The 17,068-nt window shown below is 39.6% G+C and carries 13 protein-coding genes and 1 other annotated feature; all 13 genes read left to right on the plus strand.

The genetic code is table 11. The annotated features are described in order from the left end of the window. The first annotated feature begins 168 nt into the window (after positions 1-168). The 13 genes from rplK (at position 169) to ACIQ38_RS17105 (ending at position 17,064) form a co-directional block, all read left to right on the plus strand. On the plus strand, positions 169-594 hold the full coding sequence (rplK, locus tag ACIQ38_RS17045; RefSeq protein ID WP_139176005.1) for a 50S ribosomal protein L11: 426 nt from the start codon (positions 169-171) through the stop codon (positions 592-594). A 129-nt stretch (positions 595-723) separates the two neighbouring features. Then, on the plus strand, positions 724-1,416 hold the full coding sequence (gene rplA / locus ACIQ38_RS17050) for a 50S ribosomal protein L1 (protein WP_142538175.1): 693 nt from the start codon (positions 724-726) through the stop codon (positions 1,414-1,416). A 42-nt stretch (positions 1,417-1,458) separates the two neighbouring features. Further along, positions 1,459-1,602 (plus strand) — a sequence feature (ribosomal protein L10 leader region). A 32-nt stretch (positions 1,603-1,634) separates the two neighbouring features. Further along, positions 1,635-2,135: a 50S ribosomal protein L10 gene (gene rplJ / locus ACIQ38_RS17055; protein ID WP_402825683.1), complete on the plus strand. Its 501-nt coding sequence runs from the start codon at positions 1,635-1,637 to the stop codon at positions 2,133-2,135. Between the two features lie 69 nt (positions 2,136-2,204). Next, positions 2,205-2,567, plus strand: coding sequence for a 50S ribosomal protein L7/L12 (gene rplL / locus ACIQ38_RS17060; RefSeq protein ID WP_402825686.1), 363 nt, complete (start codon positions 2,205-2,207; stop codon positions 2,565-2,567). Positions 2,568-2,644: 77 nt separating this feature from the next. After that, entirely contained in the window at positions 2,645-3,247 is a 603-nt protein-coding gene (locus ACIQ38_RS17065; protein WP_402825689.1) for a class I SAM-dependent methyltransferase, read from the plus strand. Positions 3,248-3,476: 229 nt separating this feature from the next. Continuing rightward, on the plus strand, positions 3,477-7,031 hold the full coding sequence (rpoB, locus tag ACIQ38_RS17070) for a DNA-directed RNA polymerase subunit beta (protein WP_483880212.1): 3,555 nt from the start codon (positions 3,477-3,479) through the stop codon (positions 7,029-7,031). A gap of 112 nt (positions 7,032-7,143) precedes the next feature. Beyond that, positions 7,144-10,746 carry a DNA-directed RNA polymerase subunit beta' gene (gene rpoC, locus ACIQ38_RS17075; RefSeq protein ID WP_402825697.1) on the plus strand — a complete coding sequence of 1,201 codons (3,603 nt, stop codon included), beginning with the start codon at positions 7,144-7,146 and terminating at the stop codon, positions 10,744-10,746. Positions 10,747-10,873: 127 nt separating this feature from the next. After that, complete coding sequence (locus tag ACIQ38_RS17080) at positions 10,874-11,122, plus strand: ribosomal L7Ae/L30e/S12e/Gadd45 family protein (RefSeq protein WP_402825700.1); 249 nt, start codon at positions 10,874-10,876, stop codon at positions 11,120-11,122. Between the two features lie 98 nt (positions 11,123-11,220). Beyond that, positions 11,221-11,640, plus strand: coding sequence for a 30S ribosomal protein S12 (rpsL, locus tag ACIQ38_RS17085; RefSeq protein ID WP_093274835.1), 420 nt, complete (start codon positions 11,221-11,223; stop codon positions 11,638-11,640). 41 nt (positions 11,641-11,681) lie between these two features. Further along, positions 11,682-12,152 carry a 30S ribosomal protein S7 gene (gene rpsG, locus ACIQ38_RS17090; RefSeq protein ID WP_142538182.1) on the plus strand — a complete coding sequence of 157 codons (471 nt, stop codon included), beginning with the start codon at positions 11,682-11,684 and terminating at the stop codon, positions 12,150-12,152. 50 nt (positions 12,153-12,202) lie between these two features. Then, positions 12,203-14,281 carry an elongation factor G gene (gene fusA, locus ACIQ38_RS17095; protein WP_402825704.1) on the plus strand — a complete coding sequence of 693 codons (2,079 nt, stop codon included), beginning with the start codon at positions 12,203-12,205 and terminating at the stop codon, positions 14,279-14,281. A gap of 118 nt (positions 14,282-14,399) precedes the next feature. Further along, positions 14,400-15,587: an elongation factor Tu gene (tuf, locus tag ACIQ38_RS17100; RefSeq protein ID WP_402825707.1), complete on the plus strand. Its 1,188-nt coding sequence runs from the start codon at positions 14,400-14,402 to the stop codon at positions 15,585-15,587. Positions 15,588-16,374: 787 nt separating this feature from the next. After that, positions 16,375-17,064 carry a response regulator transcription factor gene (locus tag ACIQ38_RS17105; RefSeq protein ID WP_402825710.1) on the plus strand — a complete coding sequence of 230 codons (690 nt, stop codon included), beginning with the start codon at positions 16,375-16,377 and terminating at the stop codon, positions 17,062-17,064. The last annotated feature ends 4 nt before the right edge of the window (positions 17,065-17,068 follow it).

Genomic DNA, 17,068 nt, shown 5'->3' on the forward strand with positions numbered 1-17,068 from the left:
TGTAATGATGCTTGCAGAAGTAACAAAAAAATGGTATCATTTCAAAGGTCAGACTGAAAATACGTCTGCATGAATTTTCTAATGTTATCAGCGCAGAGCTGAGAGACAGATATTTGAGTGGGAGGGGCAACCCAATTACCACATCACGGACTTAAGGAGGTGTGTCTCGTGGCTAAAAAAGTGATTAAAGTTGTTAAATTACAAATTCCTGCTGGTAAAGCAAACCCAGCGCCACCGGTTGGTCCTGCATTAGGACAAGCAGGTGTTAACATCATGGGATTCTGTAAGGAGTTCAACGCACGTACTGCAGATCAAGCAGGTCTAATCATTCCGGTTGAAATTTCTGTATTTGAAGACCGTTCATTTACTTTCATTACAAAAACTCCGCCGGCAGCAGTGTTACTTAAAGTAGCAGCAGGTATTCAATCTGGATCAGGTGAACCGAACCGCGTAAAAGTGGCGACAGTGAAACGTGAAAAAGTTCGCGAAATCGCAGAACAAAAAATGCCAGATTTAAATGCAGCATCTGTTGAAGCAGCTATGTTAATGGTTGAAGGTACTGCACGTAGCATGGGTATTACGATCGAAGACTAATACTTAATGTGCATTTTGATATGACGCATTTGTTTTTTTGGAAGGTTGTAGTTGTTCATTAGGATAACTGCAACCTTTACACGTGGGAGGTTTATTCCGCTAAAACCACTATCAAGGAGGACGTTTTTAATGGCTAACAAAGGTAAAAAGTTACAAGAAGCAGCTAAATTAGTTGATAACAGCACATTGTACTCAGCTAAAGAAGCTATCGAGCTTGCGAAAAAAACAAGCACAGTTAATTTCGATGCAACTGTAGAAGTTGCTTTCCGTTTAGGAATTGACACTCGTAAAAATGATCAACAAATCCGTGGAGCAGTAGTGCTTCCAAACGGTACTGGTAAAACACAACGCGTATTAGTATTCGCTAAAGGTGAAAAACTTAAAGAAGCGGAAGCTGCTGGTGCAGACTACGTAGGCGATGCAGAATACATCAACAAAATCCAACAAGGATGGTTTGACTTCGATGTAATCGTAGCTACTCCTGACATGATGGGTGAAGTTGGTAAAATTGGACGTGTTCTTGGGCCAAAAGGTTTAATGCCAAACCCGAAAACAGGTACTGTTACATTTGACGTAACTAAAGCAATCGAAGAAATTAAAGCAGGTAAAGTTGAATACCGCGCTGATAAAGCTGGAATCATCCACGCTCCAATCGGTAAAGTTTCTTTCGAAGACGATAAATTAGTAGAAAACTTCATGGCTGTATTTGAAGTGATTCAAAAAGCAAAACCAGCTGCTTCAAAAGGTGTTTACATGAAGTCTGTTAATGTTACAACTACTATGGGTCCAGCTGTAAAAGTTGACGCTCAATCGATTAAATAATAATTGACAACATGAAGTTTATCTGTTAAGATGGCTTTTGTTGTGAAATATACATTTGTACCGAAGACAGTAGGAGTGACTTGTCACTTAATATCCTACCGAGGACAAGCAAATTCAGATTCTTATTAGATGATGACTTTCTGCCTCTGTGTCTATCCGTAGATCAGAGGCTTTTCTTTTGTCGGTATAAATGGCCAATTCTTATAGGAGGTGCCAAGATGAGCAAAGCAATTGAAACAAAAAAAGTGCAAGTTCAAGATATTGCAGAAAAGTTTAAAGCTGCAGCTTCTGTAGTAGTAGTTGATTACCGTGGTTTAAACGTAGCGCAAGTTACAGAATTACGTAAACAACTTCGTGAAGCTGGTGTGGAATTCAAAGTTTACAAAAACTCACTTACACGCCGTGCTGCTGAAGTAGTTGGAGTTGACGGGATTAATGAACATCTTGTTGGTCCAAACGCAGTTGCATTTTCAAACGAAGATGTAATCGCACCTGCAAAAATCATTAATGAATTTGCTAAAAAGAACGACCAACTTGAAATTAAAGCTGGTATCATCGAAGGAACTGTAGCATCTGCTGAAGATGTGAAAGCATTAGCGGAACTTCCATCACGCGAAGGACTTCTTTCTATGCTTCTTTCAGTACTTCAAGCTCCAGTACGCAACTTCGCGCTTGCAACAAAAGCTGTTGCAGAGCAAAAAGAAGAACAAGGCGCATAATTCGTTACGCGACTTAACAAAAAAACGGCTAATAGCCTAAAAATTATCCAATTATAGGAGGAAATTATAATGAACAACGAGCAAATCTTAGAAGCTATCAAATCAATGACAGTTCTTGAATTAAACGACTTAGTAAAAGCAATTGAAGAAGAATTCGGTGTAACAGCTGCTGCTCCAGTAGCAGTAATGGCTGGTGGCGGTGCTGCTGCAGCTGAAGAAAAAACTGATTTTGACGTAATCCTTGCATCTGCAGGCGACCAAAAAATCAAAGTAATTAAAGTAGTTCGTGAAATCACTGGTCTTGGTTTGAAAGAAGCTAAAGAATTAGTTGACAACGCTCCAAAACCACTTAAAGAAGGCGTTTCTAAAGATGAAGCAGAAGCTTTCAAAGCTCAACTTGAAGAAGTTGGCGCAGGCGTAGAAGTTAAGTAATTTTTGTACAGTTCGAAGAAAAAAGCTCGTCAGTAAACGACGGGCTTTTCTTCGTATGTATTGTGGAGGGTTATACGGTGTCTGATCATTATTATTCTAGAAAACCTCAAACGGAAAGCAAACCACGTCATTGGAATTTTACATTGCTCGGTCATAATTTTCGATTTGAAACAGATGCTGGTGTATTTAGTAAGAGCGAAGTAGATTTTGGCTCCCGTGTATTAATCGATGCTTTTGAAGTGCCTAACCTAGAAGGTGACTTTTTAGATGTAGGGTGTGGATATGGGCCGATAGGTCTTTCCATTGCAAAAGCAAATGAAGAAAGAACAGTTCATTTAGTAGATGTGAACACGCGTGCAATCCAACTTGCAGAAAAAAATGCTGCTGCTAACGGGATACAAAATGTACGAATCTATGAAAGTGATGGGTTGTCAGCGGTTACGACTGCAAACTTTGCGGCTATTATAACTAATCCACCGATTCGCGCTGGAAAAGAAACTATTTTTCGTTTTTATAAAGAATCCTGTGAGAAGTTGGTTTCAAAGGGAGAATTGTGGGTTGTGATTCAAAAGAAACAAGGGGCACCATCTACTTTTAGTTATTTAGAAGAGATTTTTGGTCAAGTAGAAGTTGTAGACAAAGCAAAAGGCTATTGGATTATAAAAGCTACAAAAGATTGACTTGACAAAATCGCTATGATATTATAATAAAATGCAAATATATTATTTTGAGGTCTTATGCCCTTTTGAATAAAACTTATTGAAAATGGGTATACTGGCCGAGAAAAAGTTTGGTTAATCGAAAAATGAGCTCTTATTAAGAACTCGTTTTCTTTTTGTCTTTCGTTATCATACACCAAAATGTGTGTCTCGAAAAGACCTAATATCGCTTTATTGAGGGGTGAATGAGTTGACAGGTCAACTAGTTCAGTACGGACAACACCGCCAGCGCAGAAGTTTTGCGCGTATTAGTGAGGTGCTTGAACTTCCGAATCTAATCGAAATTCAAACGGCATCTTACGAATGGTTCCTTGAAGAAGGTTTACGTGAAATGTTTAAAGATATTTCACCAATCGAGGACTTTACAGGCAATCTATCACTTGAATTTGTCGACTATAGTTTAAATGAACCGAAATATTCCGTCGACGAATCGAAAGAACGTGACGCAACATATGCTGCACCACTGCGCGTAAAAGTGCGTCTCCACAACAAAGAAACGGACGAAGTGAAAGAACAAGATGTCTTCATGGGTGATTTCCCATTGATGACAGAAACAGGTACTTTCGTTATTAATGGTGCTGAGCGCGTTATCGTATCTCAGTTAGTCCGCTCACCAAGTGTTTACTTCCATGACAAAACAGACAAAAACGGTAAAAAAGGTTTTGGGGCAACAGTAATCCCAAACCGCGGTGCATGGCTAGAATATGAAATCGATGCAAAAGACGTAGTATACGTTCGTATCGATCGCACACGTAAATTACCAGTGACTGTTTTACTTCGCGCATTAGGCTTTGGATCCGATCAAGAAATCATCGATTTAATCGGTGACAACGAATATTTACGTAACACGCTTGAAAAAGATAACACAGAAACGGCTGAAAAAGCGTTGCTTGAAATCTATGAGCGTCTACGTCCTGGTGAACCACCAACAGTAGAAAGCGCAAAGAGCCTGTTATATTCTCGCTTCTTTGACCCAAAACGCTATGATCTTGCAAATGTTGGTCGCTACAAAATGAATAAAAAGTTGCATATAAAAAATCGTTTATTCAATCAAACGGTAGCAGAAACGTTAGTGGATCCGGAAACGGGTGAGATATTGGTAGAAGCTGGTACACTTATCGATCGTCGTGTACTAGATAAACTAATTCCTCATTTAGAAAATGGAATTGGCTTCAAAACACTATCACAAGTTGGTGGTGTATTAGAAGACGATATTACTATTCAGTCGATTAAAATATTTGCTCCAAATGATGAAGAACAAAAAGAAATTAATGTTATTAGTAACGCGTATGTAGAAAACGAAGTAAAAAATATTACGCCTGCTGATATCGTATCTTCTATTGGTTATTTCTTCAATCTTTTATTTAATGTTGGAAACACGGATGATATTGACCATCTTGGTAACCGTCGTTTACGTTCAGTAGGAGAATTATTACAAAACCAATTCCGTATTGGTCTTTCTCGTATGGAACGTGTGGTACGTGAACGTATGTCTATTAACGACACACAATCGATCGTGCCTCAACAATTGATTAATATCCGACCAGTTATTGCATCTATTAAAGAATTCTTTGGTAGCTCGCAATTATCTCAGTTCATGGACCAAACAAACCCACTTGCTGAACTTACGCACAAACGTCGTCTGTCAGCGCTTGGACCTGGTGGTTTAACACGTGAGCGTGCTGGCTTTGAAGTACGTGACGTTCACTATTCTCACTATGGTCGTATGTGTCCAATTGAAACGCCAGAGGGTCCGAACATTGGACTTATTAACTCACTTTCAAGCTTTGCTAAAGTGAATAAATTTGGTTTTATTGAAACACCGTATCGCCGTGTTGATCCAGAAACAGGTCTAGTAACAATGCGTATTGATTACTTAACTGCGGATGAAGAGGATAACTACGTAGTTGCACAGGCGAATTCTCTATTATCAGATGAAGGTGCGTTCTTAAACGAAGAAGTAGTAGGACGTTTCCGAGGGGATAATACAGTATTTAGAAGAGAACAAGTGGATTACATGGACGTTTCTCCAAAACAAGTTGTTTCTGCTGCGACAGCATGTATTCCATTCTTAGAAAACGATGACTCGAACCGTGCCCTAATGGGAGCGAACATGCAACGTCAAGCTGTTCCATTATTAAATCCGGAAGCTCCGTTTGTTGGAACTGGTATGGAACATGTAAACGCACGTGATTCTGGAGCTGCTGTTATTGCCAAGTATCACGGAATCGTTGAGCATGTAGAAGCTAAAGAAATTCGTGTTCGACGTATCGAAGAAGTAGATGGTAAAGAAGTTAAAGGTGACTTAACTTCGTATAAAGTCCATAAATTCGAACGATCTAACCACGGTACATCTATAAACCAACGTCCAATTGTAAAAGTTGGAGATCGAGTAAAACCACTTGATATTCTTGCAGATGGTCCTTCCATGGAACAAGGAGAGCTTGCTCTAGGGCGTAATGTACTAGTAGCCTTCATGACATGGGATGGATACAACTACGAGGATGCTGTTATTATGAGCGAACGTCTCGTGAAAGATGATGTATATACTTCTGTGCATATTGAAGAATACGAATCAGAATCACGCGACACGAAGCTTGGGCCAGAAGAAATTACAAGAGATATTCCAAACGTTGGAGAAGATGCGCTACGCAACTTAGACGATCGTGGGATTATCCGTGTAGGTGCAGAAGTACGTGATGGGGATATTCTAGTAGGTAAAGTAACACCTAAGGGAGTTACAGAACTAACTGCCGAAGAACGTTTACTACATGCTATTTTTGGTGAAAAAGCGCGTGAAGTTCGTGATACATCTCTACGTGTACCTCATGGTGCTGGCGGGATTGTATTAGATGTAAAAGTCTTTAATCGTGAAGATGGCGATGAATTATCTCCAGGTGTTAACCAATTAGTTCGTGCTTATATCGTTCAAAAACGTAAAATCTCCGTTGGGGATAAAATGGCCGGACGACATGGTAACAAAGGGGTTATCTCACGTATCCTTCCGGAAGAAGACATGCCATTCCTTCCAGACGGCACACCAGTTGACATCATGTTAAATCCACTTGGTGTACCTTCTCGTATGAACATTGGGCAAGTATTAGAGCTGCACTTAGGTATGGCTTCTAGACTTCTTGGAGTTCATATGGCTTCACCAGTATTTGATGGTGCCAACGAAGAAGATGTGTGGACGACAATGGAAGAAGCGGGACTAAACCGTGATGGTAAAACAACTTTATATGACGGGCGTTCAGGTGAACCATTCGATAACCGCGTTTCTGTCGGGGTTATGTATATGATTAAACTTGCCCACATGGTAGATGATAAGTTACATGCTCGTTCTACTGGACCATATTCACTAGTTACGCAACAACCTCTTGGAGGGAAAGCGCAATTTGGTGGACAACGTTTCGGAGAGATGGAAGTATGGGCACTGGAAGCATACGGTGCGGCTTATACATTGCAAGAAATTTTAACTGTGAAATCCGATGACGTTGTAGGGCGTGTAAAAACGTACGAAGCAATTGTTAAAGGAGAAAGCGTGCCAGAACCTGGTGTTCCGGAATCATTCAAAGTATTGATCAAGGAATTACAAAGTTTAGGTATGGACGTTAAAATGTTAACGATTGACGAAGAAGAAATTGAGCTTCGTGATCTAGATGAAGATGATGATATCCCAGCAGCTGACGCACTTGGAATTTTGCCTCAAGCAAATGAAGAGGAAACAGTGGAAGTAGGGGAATAAAAATAAAAATCGGACAGGTGATACCTGTCCGTATTTCCGTATTAAATTGCATAATGCAGAGCTACTTGGAAAGTCTTTTTAAAAGACACAAGACTAAAGGGAGGTAGGCTCCTTGATAGACGTTAATAATTTTGAGTATATGAAAATAGGTTTAGCTTCACCTGATAAAATCCGTTCATGGTCTTATGGGGAAGTAAAAAAACCAGAAACGATTAACTATCGTACATTAAAACCAGAAAAAGATGGTTTATTCTGTGAGCGTATTTTCGGTCCAACAAAAGACTGGGAATGTCACTGTGGTAAATACAAACGTGTTCGTTATAAAGGTGTCGTTTGTGATCGATGTGGAGTAGAAGTTACACGTGCGAAAGTTCGTCGTGAACGTATGGGACATATCGAATTAGCTGCACCAGTATCACATATTTGGTATTTTAAAGGTATTCCGAGTCGTATGGGTCTACTTTTAGATATGTCTCCAAGATCACTAGAAGAAGTCATCTATTTTGCTTCTTATGTAGTAATCGAGCCGGCAGATACACCACTTGAAAAGAAACAATTACTTTCTGAAAAAGAATACCGTGCATACCGTGATAAGTTTGGCACCAAATTCCAAGCCGCTATGGGTGCAGAGGCTATTAAACGTCTACTTCAAGAAATTGATTTAGAAAGTGAAACAGAAAGTTTAAAAGAAGAATTAAAAACAGCACAAGGGCAACGCCGTACACGTGCGATTAAACGTTTGGAAGTAGTAGAATCATTCCGTAACTCAGGAAACAAACCTGACTGGATGATCTTAGATGTACTTCCGGTAATTCCACCAGAATTACGTCCAATGGTTCAATTAGACGGTGGACGTTTTGCTACGTCGGATTTAAACGATTTATATCGTCGTGTTATTAACCGTAATAACCGCCTAAAACGTTTATTGGACCTTGGTGCACCAAGCATTATTGTTCAAAACGAAAAACGTATGTTACAAGAAGCCGTGGATGCTTTAATTGACAATGGTCGTCGTGGCCGTCCGGTAACAGGACCAGGTAACCGTCCATTGAAATCACTTTCACATATGTTGAAAGGGAAACAAGGTCGTTTCCGTCAAAATTTACTTGGTAAACGTGTAGACTATTCTGGTCGTTCGGTTATCGTAGTAGGACCAAACTTAAAAATGTATCAATGTGGTCTTCCAAAAGAAATGGCAATTGAATTATTCAAACCATTTGTGATGAAAGAACTTGTTGAACGTGGGTTAGCTCATAACATTAAAAGTGCAAAACGTAAAATTGAACGTATGCATGCAGAAGTTTGGGACGTATTAGAAGATGTTATTAAGGAGCATCCGGTTTTACTAAACCGCGCACCTACTCTTCACCGTCTAGGTATTCAAGCATTCGAACCAACATTAGTAGAAGGCCGTGCAATTCGTCTTCACCCATTAGTATGTACAGCTTATAACGCTGACTTTGATGGTGACCAAATGGCTGTTCACGTTCCTCTATCTGCAGAAGCACAAGCAGAAGCGCGTCTATTAATGCTTGCAGCACAAAACATTCTTAACCCGAAAGATGGGAAACCAGTTGTTACACCTTCTCAAGATATGGTTTTAGGAAACTATTACTTAACACTTGAACGTAAAGGGGCAACAGGAGAAGGTACTACGTTCTACGGACCAGAAGAAGTGCTAATTGCTTACAATACAGGACATGTGCATTTGCATACACGTATCGCAATTGCAGCAGGCTCTTTAAATAACCAAACATTTACGGAAGAACAAAACAAGATGTTATTGTTAACAACTGTAGGTAAAGTAATTTTCAATGAAATACTACCAGAAACGTTCCCGTATATTAACGAACCAACGGATTTCAACTTACAAATTGAAACTCCAGAAAAATATTTTGTTTCTACACTGACAGATGTGAAGAAACATATTGAATCTACCGATCTTGTACAGCCATTCAAGAAAAAAATCCTTGGAGAAATCATTGCAGAAGTATTTAAGAACTTCCATATCACGGAAACTTCAAAAATGCTTGACCGCATGAAGGCACTTGGATTTAAATATTCTACTAAAGCAGGTATTACTATTGGTATTTCGGATATCGTCGTACTTCCTGATAAAGGTGAAATTCTAGAAGAGGCACAAGGTAAAGTAGATAAAGTCATGAAACAATTCCGTCGTGGTTTAATCACGGAAGACGAGCGTTATGCGAGCGTAATCGGACATTGGAGTAAGGCGAAAGAAGTAATTCAAGATAAGCTGATGAAAACTCTTGATAACATGAACCCGATCTTCATGATGAGTGACTCAGGTGCCCGTGGTAACGCATCTAACTTTACTCAACTTGCAGGTATGCGTGGACTTATGGCCAACCCGGCAGGACGAATTATCGAACTTCCGATCAAGTCATCATTCCGTGAAGGGCTAACTGTACTCGAGTACTTCATTTCTACACATGGTGCTCGTAAAGGTCTTGCCGATACAGCACTGAAAACAGCCGATTCAGGTTACTTAACTCGTCGTCTAGTAGACGTTGCACAAGATGTAATCGTTCGTGAAGATGATTGTGGAACAGACCGTGGCTTACTGATTGGCTCACTTATGGAAGGTACGGAAGTGATTGAAGAGTTTGGTGAACGTATTGTTGGACGCCATACGAAGAAAACCATTTTCCATCCAACTACAAATGAAGTCATTTTAGAAAAAGACGGACTAATTACACAAGACGTTGCCCGTGTTATTGAAGAAGCAGGTATCGAAGAGCTTACAATTCGCTCTGCGTTTACATGTAATACAAAACATGGTGTATGTAAAAAATGTTACGGTCTTAACTTAGCAACTGGAGATACGGTAGAAGTTGGGGAAGCAGTTGGTATTATTGCCGCTCAATCAATCGGGGAACCAGGTACTCAGTTAACGATGCGTACATTCCATACAGGCGGGGTTGCAGGAGACGATATTACACAAGGTCTTCCGCGTATCCAAGAGATTTTCGAAGCTCGAAATCCAAAAGGGCAAGCTGTTATTTCGGAAATTACAGGTACTGTAACTGAAATTGAAGAGATAAGAGAAGGCCAGAAAGAAATTACAATTCAAGGTTCTGTAGAAACACGTAAATACTTAGCACCATATAATGCACGTTTAAAAGTACAATTAAATGATGTAGTTAATCGTGGTCAAGTATTAACAGAGGGTTCTGTAGATCCAAAAGAATTGTTAAAAGTAAAAGACGTTTCAACAGTTCAAGAGTATTTACTAAAAGAAGTACAAAAAGTTTATCGTATGCAAGGGGTAGAAATTGGAGATAAGCATATCGAAGTAATGGTACGCCAAATGCTTCGTAAAGTGCGTATTATCGAAGCAGGAGAAACGGATTTATTGCCAGGTTCACTGCTGGATATCCACCAATTTGCTGAAGCGAACAAAGATGCTGTTTTACAAGGTAAAATACCTGCAACTTGTCGTCCAGTTATCCTTGGTATTACAAAAGCTTCTCTTGAAACAGAATCATTCTTATCTGCTGCATCGTTCCAAGAAACGACTCGTGTCTTAACAGACGCAGCGATTAAAGGAAAACGTGATGAATTGTTAGGATTGAAAGAGAACGTAATTATCGGTAAATTGGTTCCTGCTGGTACTGGAATGCAACGTTATCGTCAAATTGAAATCTCACCTAACGAAGCAGATGCGGAAAAAGAAGTAGTAGGCGCTGAGTAAAGAAAACATTATTAGGGAGAATATTCTCCCTAATAATTTTCATGATAAGTGTTGACACTTTTTTCAAGGAATGATAATATACTTAAGGTTGATAGTTATCGTACTTGTAGCTTTGGAGGATATGAAAGTGTCTTATGAAAAAGTAAAGCAAGCGAAAGAAACAATCATAGGTACAAAGCAAGCAGTAAAAGCAATGAAAAAAGGGCTTGTCAAAGAAGTTTATATTGCGCTTGATGTAGAAGAAAAAATCATTGAACTAGCACGATTAACAGCTCGAGAAAACAATGTATTTATTCACTATGTTGAGTCTAAAGTAGATCTTGGTAAAGCTTGTGGATTGCGCGTTAGCGCATCAGTAGTAGCTATTACTGTGTAACAGTTTTTGTGTGAAGCACAAAAGCTTTGTTTTTACCCAAAAAATGAACCACCTGGATGTGTGGTATTAACAAGATGATATGAAGGGAGGAGTAATCGATGCCTACAGTTAACCAATTGGTCCGTAAGCCTCGTCAATCCAAAAGCACGAAATCTAAATCACCAGCGTTAGGAAAAGGCTATAACAGCTTTAAAAAATCAGCTACGAATCTGAACTCACCTCAAAAGCGTGGGGTTTGTACTCGTGTTGGTACTATGACGCCGAAAAAACCGAACTCAGCACTTCGTAAATATGCACGTGTACGTTTAACAAATACGTTAGAAGTAAACGCATATATTCCGGGTGAAGGTCACAACCTTCAAGAACACAGTGTTGTTCTTCTTCGCGGCGGACGTGTAAAAGACTTACCAGGGGTACGTTACCATATCGTACGTGGTGCTCTTGATACTGCTGCAGTTAATGGTCGTATGCAAAGCCGTTCTCTATACGGTGCAAAACGCCCGAAAGAAAAGAAATAATTTAATCTATAATTAGACAATTGTCGAAAGGAGGAAAACACATGCCTCGTAAAGGTCCTGTTTCCAAACGTGACGTGTTACCAGATCCAATTTATAATTCAAAACTAGTAACTCGTTTAATCAATAAAATGATGGTTGATGGTAAAAGAGGTACTTCTCAAAAAATCCTATACGGAGCGTTTGATCTTGTAAAAGAACGTTCTGGTAAAGATGCATTAGAAGTATTCGAAGCTGCATTAAACAATGTAATGCCAGTTTTAGAGGTTCGTGCTCGTCGTGTTGGTGGTGCAAACTACCAAGTACCGGTTGAAGTACGTCCTGATCGCCGTTCAACTTTAGGTCTTCGCTACTTAGTAAACTATTCACGTCTTCGTGGAGAAAAAACAATGGAAGAGCGTTTAGCTAACGAAATTCTTGACGCATCTAACAACACTGGTGCATCAGTTAAAAAACGTGAAGATATGCATAAGATGGCGGAAGCTAACAAAGCATTCGCACACTATCGTTGGTAAGATTTACTTTAAAATGATACCTAATCTGAAATTGGAAGGAGAAATACAATATGGCTAGAGAGTTCTCCTTAGAAAAAACACGTAATATCGGGATCATGGCTCACATTGATGCTGGTAAAACGACTACTACGGAGCGTATTCTTTATTACACTGGTAAAATCCACAAGATTGGGGAAACTCATGAAGGTGCATCTCAAATGGACTGGATGGAGCAAGAGCAAGAACGTGGTATTACAATCACTTCTGCTGCAACAACAGCTTCTTGGGATAACCACCGTGTAAATATCATTGATACACCTGGACACGTAGACTTCACTGTTGAAGTTGAACGTTCACTTCGTGTACTTGATGGTGCGGTTACAGTATTAGATGCTCAATCTGGTGTTGAACCACAAACAGAAACAGTATGGCGCCAGGCTACAACTTATGGTGTACCACGTATTGTTTTCGTTAACAAAATGGATAAAACGGGCGCAGATTTCCTATATTCTGTAGGAACACTTCATGACCGTTTACAAGCTAATGCTCATCCAATTCAGTTACCAATTGGTGCTGAAGATCAGTTCAACGGAATTATCGACTTAGTAACGATGAAAGCTACTTTGTATGGTAATGACTTAGGAACAGATATCCAAGAAGTAGAAATTCCAGAAGAATACAAAGCGCAAGCTGAAGAATACCGTGAAAAACTAGTTGAAGCGGTAGCTGAACTTGACGAAGATTTAATGGAAAAATATCTTGGTGGAGAAGAAATTACGAACGAAGAATTAGTAGCTGGTATCCGTAAAGGTACTTTAAACGTAGAATTCTATCCAGTAGTATGTGGTACTGCATTTAAAAACAAAGGTGTTCAAAAAGTTCTTGACGCAGTTGTTGCATACCTTCCATCTCCATTAGATATTGCTGCTATGAAAGGTATTGATCCTAACACAGATGAAGAGGTAGAACGTCACTCAGACGATTCAGAACCATTCTCTGCATTAGCGTTCAAAGTAATGACAGACCCTTATGTTGGTAAGTTAACATTCTTCCGTGTATATTCTGGTACATTACAATCAGGTTCGTATGTACAAAACTCTACAAAAGGTAAGCGTGAGCGTGTAGGACGTATTCTACAAATGCATGCTAACTCTCGTGAAGAAATCTCAGAAGTGCACTCTGGAGATATCGCAGCGGCTGTAGGTTTAAAAGATACAACTACTGGTGATACACTATGTGATGAAAAAGCTCTAGTAATTCTAGAATCTATGGAATTCCCAGAACCAGTTATCTCACTATCAGTTGAACCAAAAACAAAAGCAGACCAAGATAAAATGGGTCAAGCTTTACAAAAACTTTCTGAAGAAGATCCAACATTCCGCGTGCATACTGACCAAGAAACTGGTCAAGTAATCATCGCTGGTATGGGTGAACTTCACCTTGATATCTTAGTTGACCGTATGCGTCGTGAGTTTAAAGTAGATGCTAACGTGGGTGCTCCACAAGTATCTTACCGTGAAACTTTCCGCTCTTCAGCTGAGGTTGAAGGAAAATTCGTTCGCCAATCTGGTGGACGTGGTCAATTCGGACACGTTTGGATTGAATTCTCTCCAAACGAAGAAGGAAAAGGCTTTGAATTTGAAAATGCAATCGTTGGTGGGGTAGTACCACGTGAATATATTCCAGCTGTTGAAGCGGGTCTTCGTGACGCACTTGACAACGGGGTAATCGCTGGTTTCCCATTGATCGACATTAAAGCTAGATTATTCGACGGATCATACCATGATGTTGACTCGAATGAGATGGCATTTAAAATTGCGGCATCTATGGCATTGAAAAATGCTGTATCTAAAGTAAACCCAGCACTTCTTGAGCCAATCATGAAAGTAGAAGTTGTTATTCCTGAAGAATATTTAGGAGACATCATGGGTGATATCACGTCTCGTCGTGGTCGCGTTGAAGGTATGGATGCTCGTGGTAATGCACAAGTAGTACGTGCGATGGTTCCACTTGCTGAAATGTTCGGATATGCAACGTCTTTACGTTCTAACACGCAAGGACGCGGAGTATTCTCTATGGTATTTGATCACTATGAAGATGTTCCAAAATCAATTTCGGAAGAAATTATTAAAAAACATAAAGGTGAATAATTGATATTTCACCAAAATTCAAGTATAACTATTTTATAGAGTATAAAAGTTAGGGGGACGTACGCCCTCTACCTTTTATCATAAAAAAATCATACAATTACTGAGGAGGATCTCTCTAATGGCTAAAGAAAAATTTGACCGTTCAAAAACGCATGCTAATATTGGTACAATCGGACACGTTGACCATGGTAAAACAACTTTAACTGCTGCTATCGCAACAGTTCTTTCTAAAAAAATGGGTGGTACAGCTAGATCATACGCTGACATCGATAACGCACCAGAAGAAAAAGAACGCGGTATCACAATCAATACTTCACACGTTGAGTATGAAACAGCTACTCGTCACTACGCTCACGTAGACTGCCCAGGACATGCTGACTATGTTAAAAACATGATCACAGGTGCAGCTCAAATGGACGGCGGTATCTTAGTAGTATCTGCTGCTGATGGCCCAATGCCACAAACTCGTGAACATATCCTTCTTTCACGTCAAGTAGGTGTTCCTTACCTAGTTGTATTCATGAACAAATGTGATATGGTTGACGACGAAGAACTTCTTGAATTAGTTGAAATGGAAATTCGTGACCTTCTTTCAGAATATGAATTCCCAGGAGACGATATTCCAGTAATTAAAGGTTCTGCTCTTAAAGCTCTTGAAGGTGAAGCAGAATGGGAAGAAAAAATCGTTGAATTAATGGATGCTGTTGATAGCTATATCCCAACTCCAGAACGTCAAACTGACAAACCATTCATGATGCCAGTTGAGGACGTATTCTCAATCACTGGTCGTGGTACAGTTGCAACTGGACGTGTTGAACGTGGTCAAGTTAAAGTAGGAGACGTTGTAGACATCATCGGTATTACTGAAGAAGCAAAATCAACTACTGTAACAGGTGTTGAAATGTTCCGTAAACTTCTTGACTATGCAGAAGCTGGTGACAACATCGGTGCTCTACTTCGTGGGGTTGCTCGTGAAGACATCCAACGTGGTCAAGTATTAGCTAAACCAGGTTCAATTACACCACACACAGACTTCAAAGCTGAAGTTTATGTTCTTTCAAAAGAAGAGGGTGGACGTCATACTCCATTCTTCTCTAACTACCGCCCACAGTTCTACTTCCGTACAACTGACGTAACAGGCGTTTGTAACTTACCAGAAGGCGTAGAAATGGTTATGCCTGGAGACAACATCGAAATGACTGTTTCTCTAATCTCTCCAATCGCTCTTGAAGAAGGTACAAAATTCTCTATCCGTGAGGGTGGACGTACTGTAGGCGCTGGTGTAGTTGCTACAATCACTAAATAATTTATGATTTAAACTTTTAAAATCCATCTCGTGACGACGAGATGGATTTTTTTGTGCTCTAGGAAGATATAAATTCTATAATATATGGGTTTACATTCACCATAAATTATAGAGCATGTTGGAACGTAATATAGGGGTAATGCGTCTTAGCAAGCTCAATAAGGTGGCTGCTATATTTCCGCTGTGCAAGTGACGAGCCCCTACGTCGCTAACACTCTTGCAGTGTCTCACACCTTCTAGCAAAATTCCAAAGAATGGCTAAGGGCAACCCAAAAGCTGTTGAAAGCAACTAATTTTAGTATGAAAGCAACTAAAATCAGCATGAGAGCAACTAAACTACCGATGAAAGCAACTAATTTCTTACAATAACAAGTTTACTTGTATTGAGATGGCTATGATTTCGACATATTAGAGGAATAAAAAGCCTAAAAGCCAGCCGATTTTGCCTGGCCTACATCTGCTCGACTAGTGTGTCGTGTTCAAAGGCAAGATTGTCTCGTTCAACCACTTATTGTTAATTTCAGACACTGATAAGTTAGTGTTTTTTCATTGATTTTCGCTGCAGGGCGGCGACTCCGAAGGGATCAAGGGAGTAAGATGAGACTTCACAACGTTCGCCTAAGCGGCGGTGAAGGCTCATCACTCACCCCACGGAAAGCGTCCGTCCTGCAGCGAAAATCACAGCGGTCACCTAATAGAACTCTCTAAGACGCACTATCTCTATATTGTGCACTATAGTTTATTGTGTTTGAAAATAGTGTAAACTGGTAATTAGAGGTGGAGTCTAATGAATGCACAAATTTTGTTAATTGAAGATGATCAATTAATTTTTGAAATGATTAAAGAGCGATTCATCCAGTGGTCTTTTGATGTAGTACGCCCAGATGATTTTCAAAAAGTGATGCCTGTTTTTATTGAGCAAAAACCACAATTAGTTATTATTGATATTCAATTGCCGTCTTATGATGGCTTCCATTGGTGTAGAGAAATTCGACATATTTCTAAAGTACCGATTATTTTCTTATCTTCCCGAGATCATCCAATGGATATGATTATGGCGATGCAAATGGGTGCAGATGACTTTGTACAAAAGCCATTCAATATGGATGTGTTGCTTGCAAAGGTACAGGCATTACTACGACGAACGTATGATTATCAGGAAGAGAAATTGGATGTTAGTAATTGGAATGGTGCAATCATTGACTTTGCCAAAAGTGAAGTGAGAAAGCAAGATAGATTAGTTGAACTTACGAAAAATGAGCTTTTTATATTGCGTATTCTATTAAACTCTGTGGATGTTATTGTTTCTCGTGATGAGTTAATGCGGGAGCTCTGGGATGATGAGCGATTTGTAAACGATAATACGTTATCTGTTAATGTGAATAGATTGCGCTTAAAGCTAGAGGAGATTGGATTGAATGAAGTTATCCTAACGAAAAAAGGATTAGGTTACATGGCAATAACGAAAGAGGGGTAAAGTT

The organism is Psychrobacillus sp. NPDC096389 (assembly GCF_044762855.1).
Taxonomy (GTDB): Bacteria; Bacillota; Bacilli; order Bacillales_A; family Planococcaceae; genus Psychrobacillus.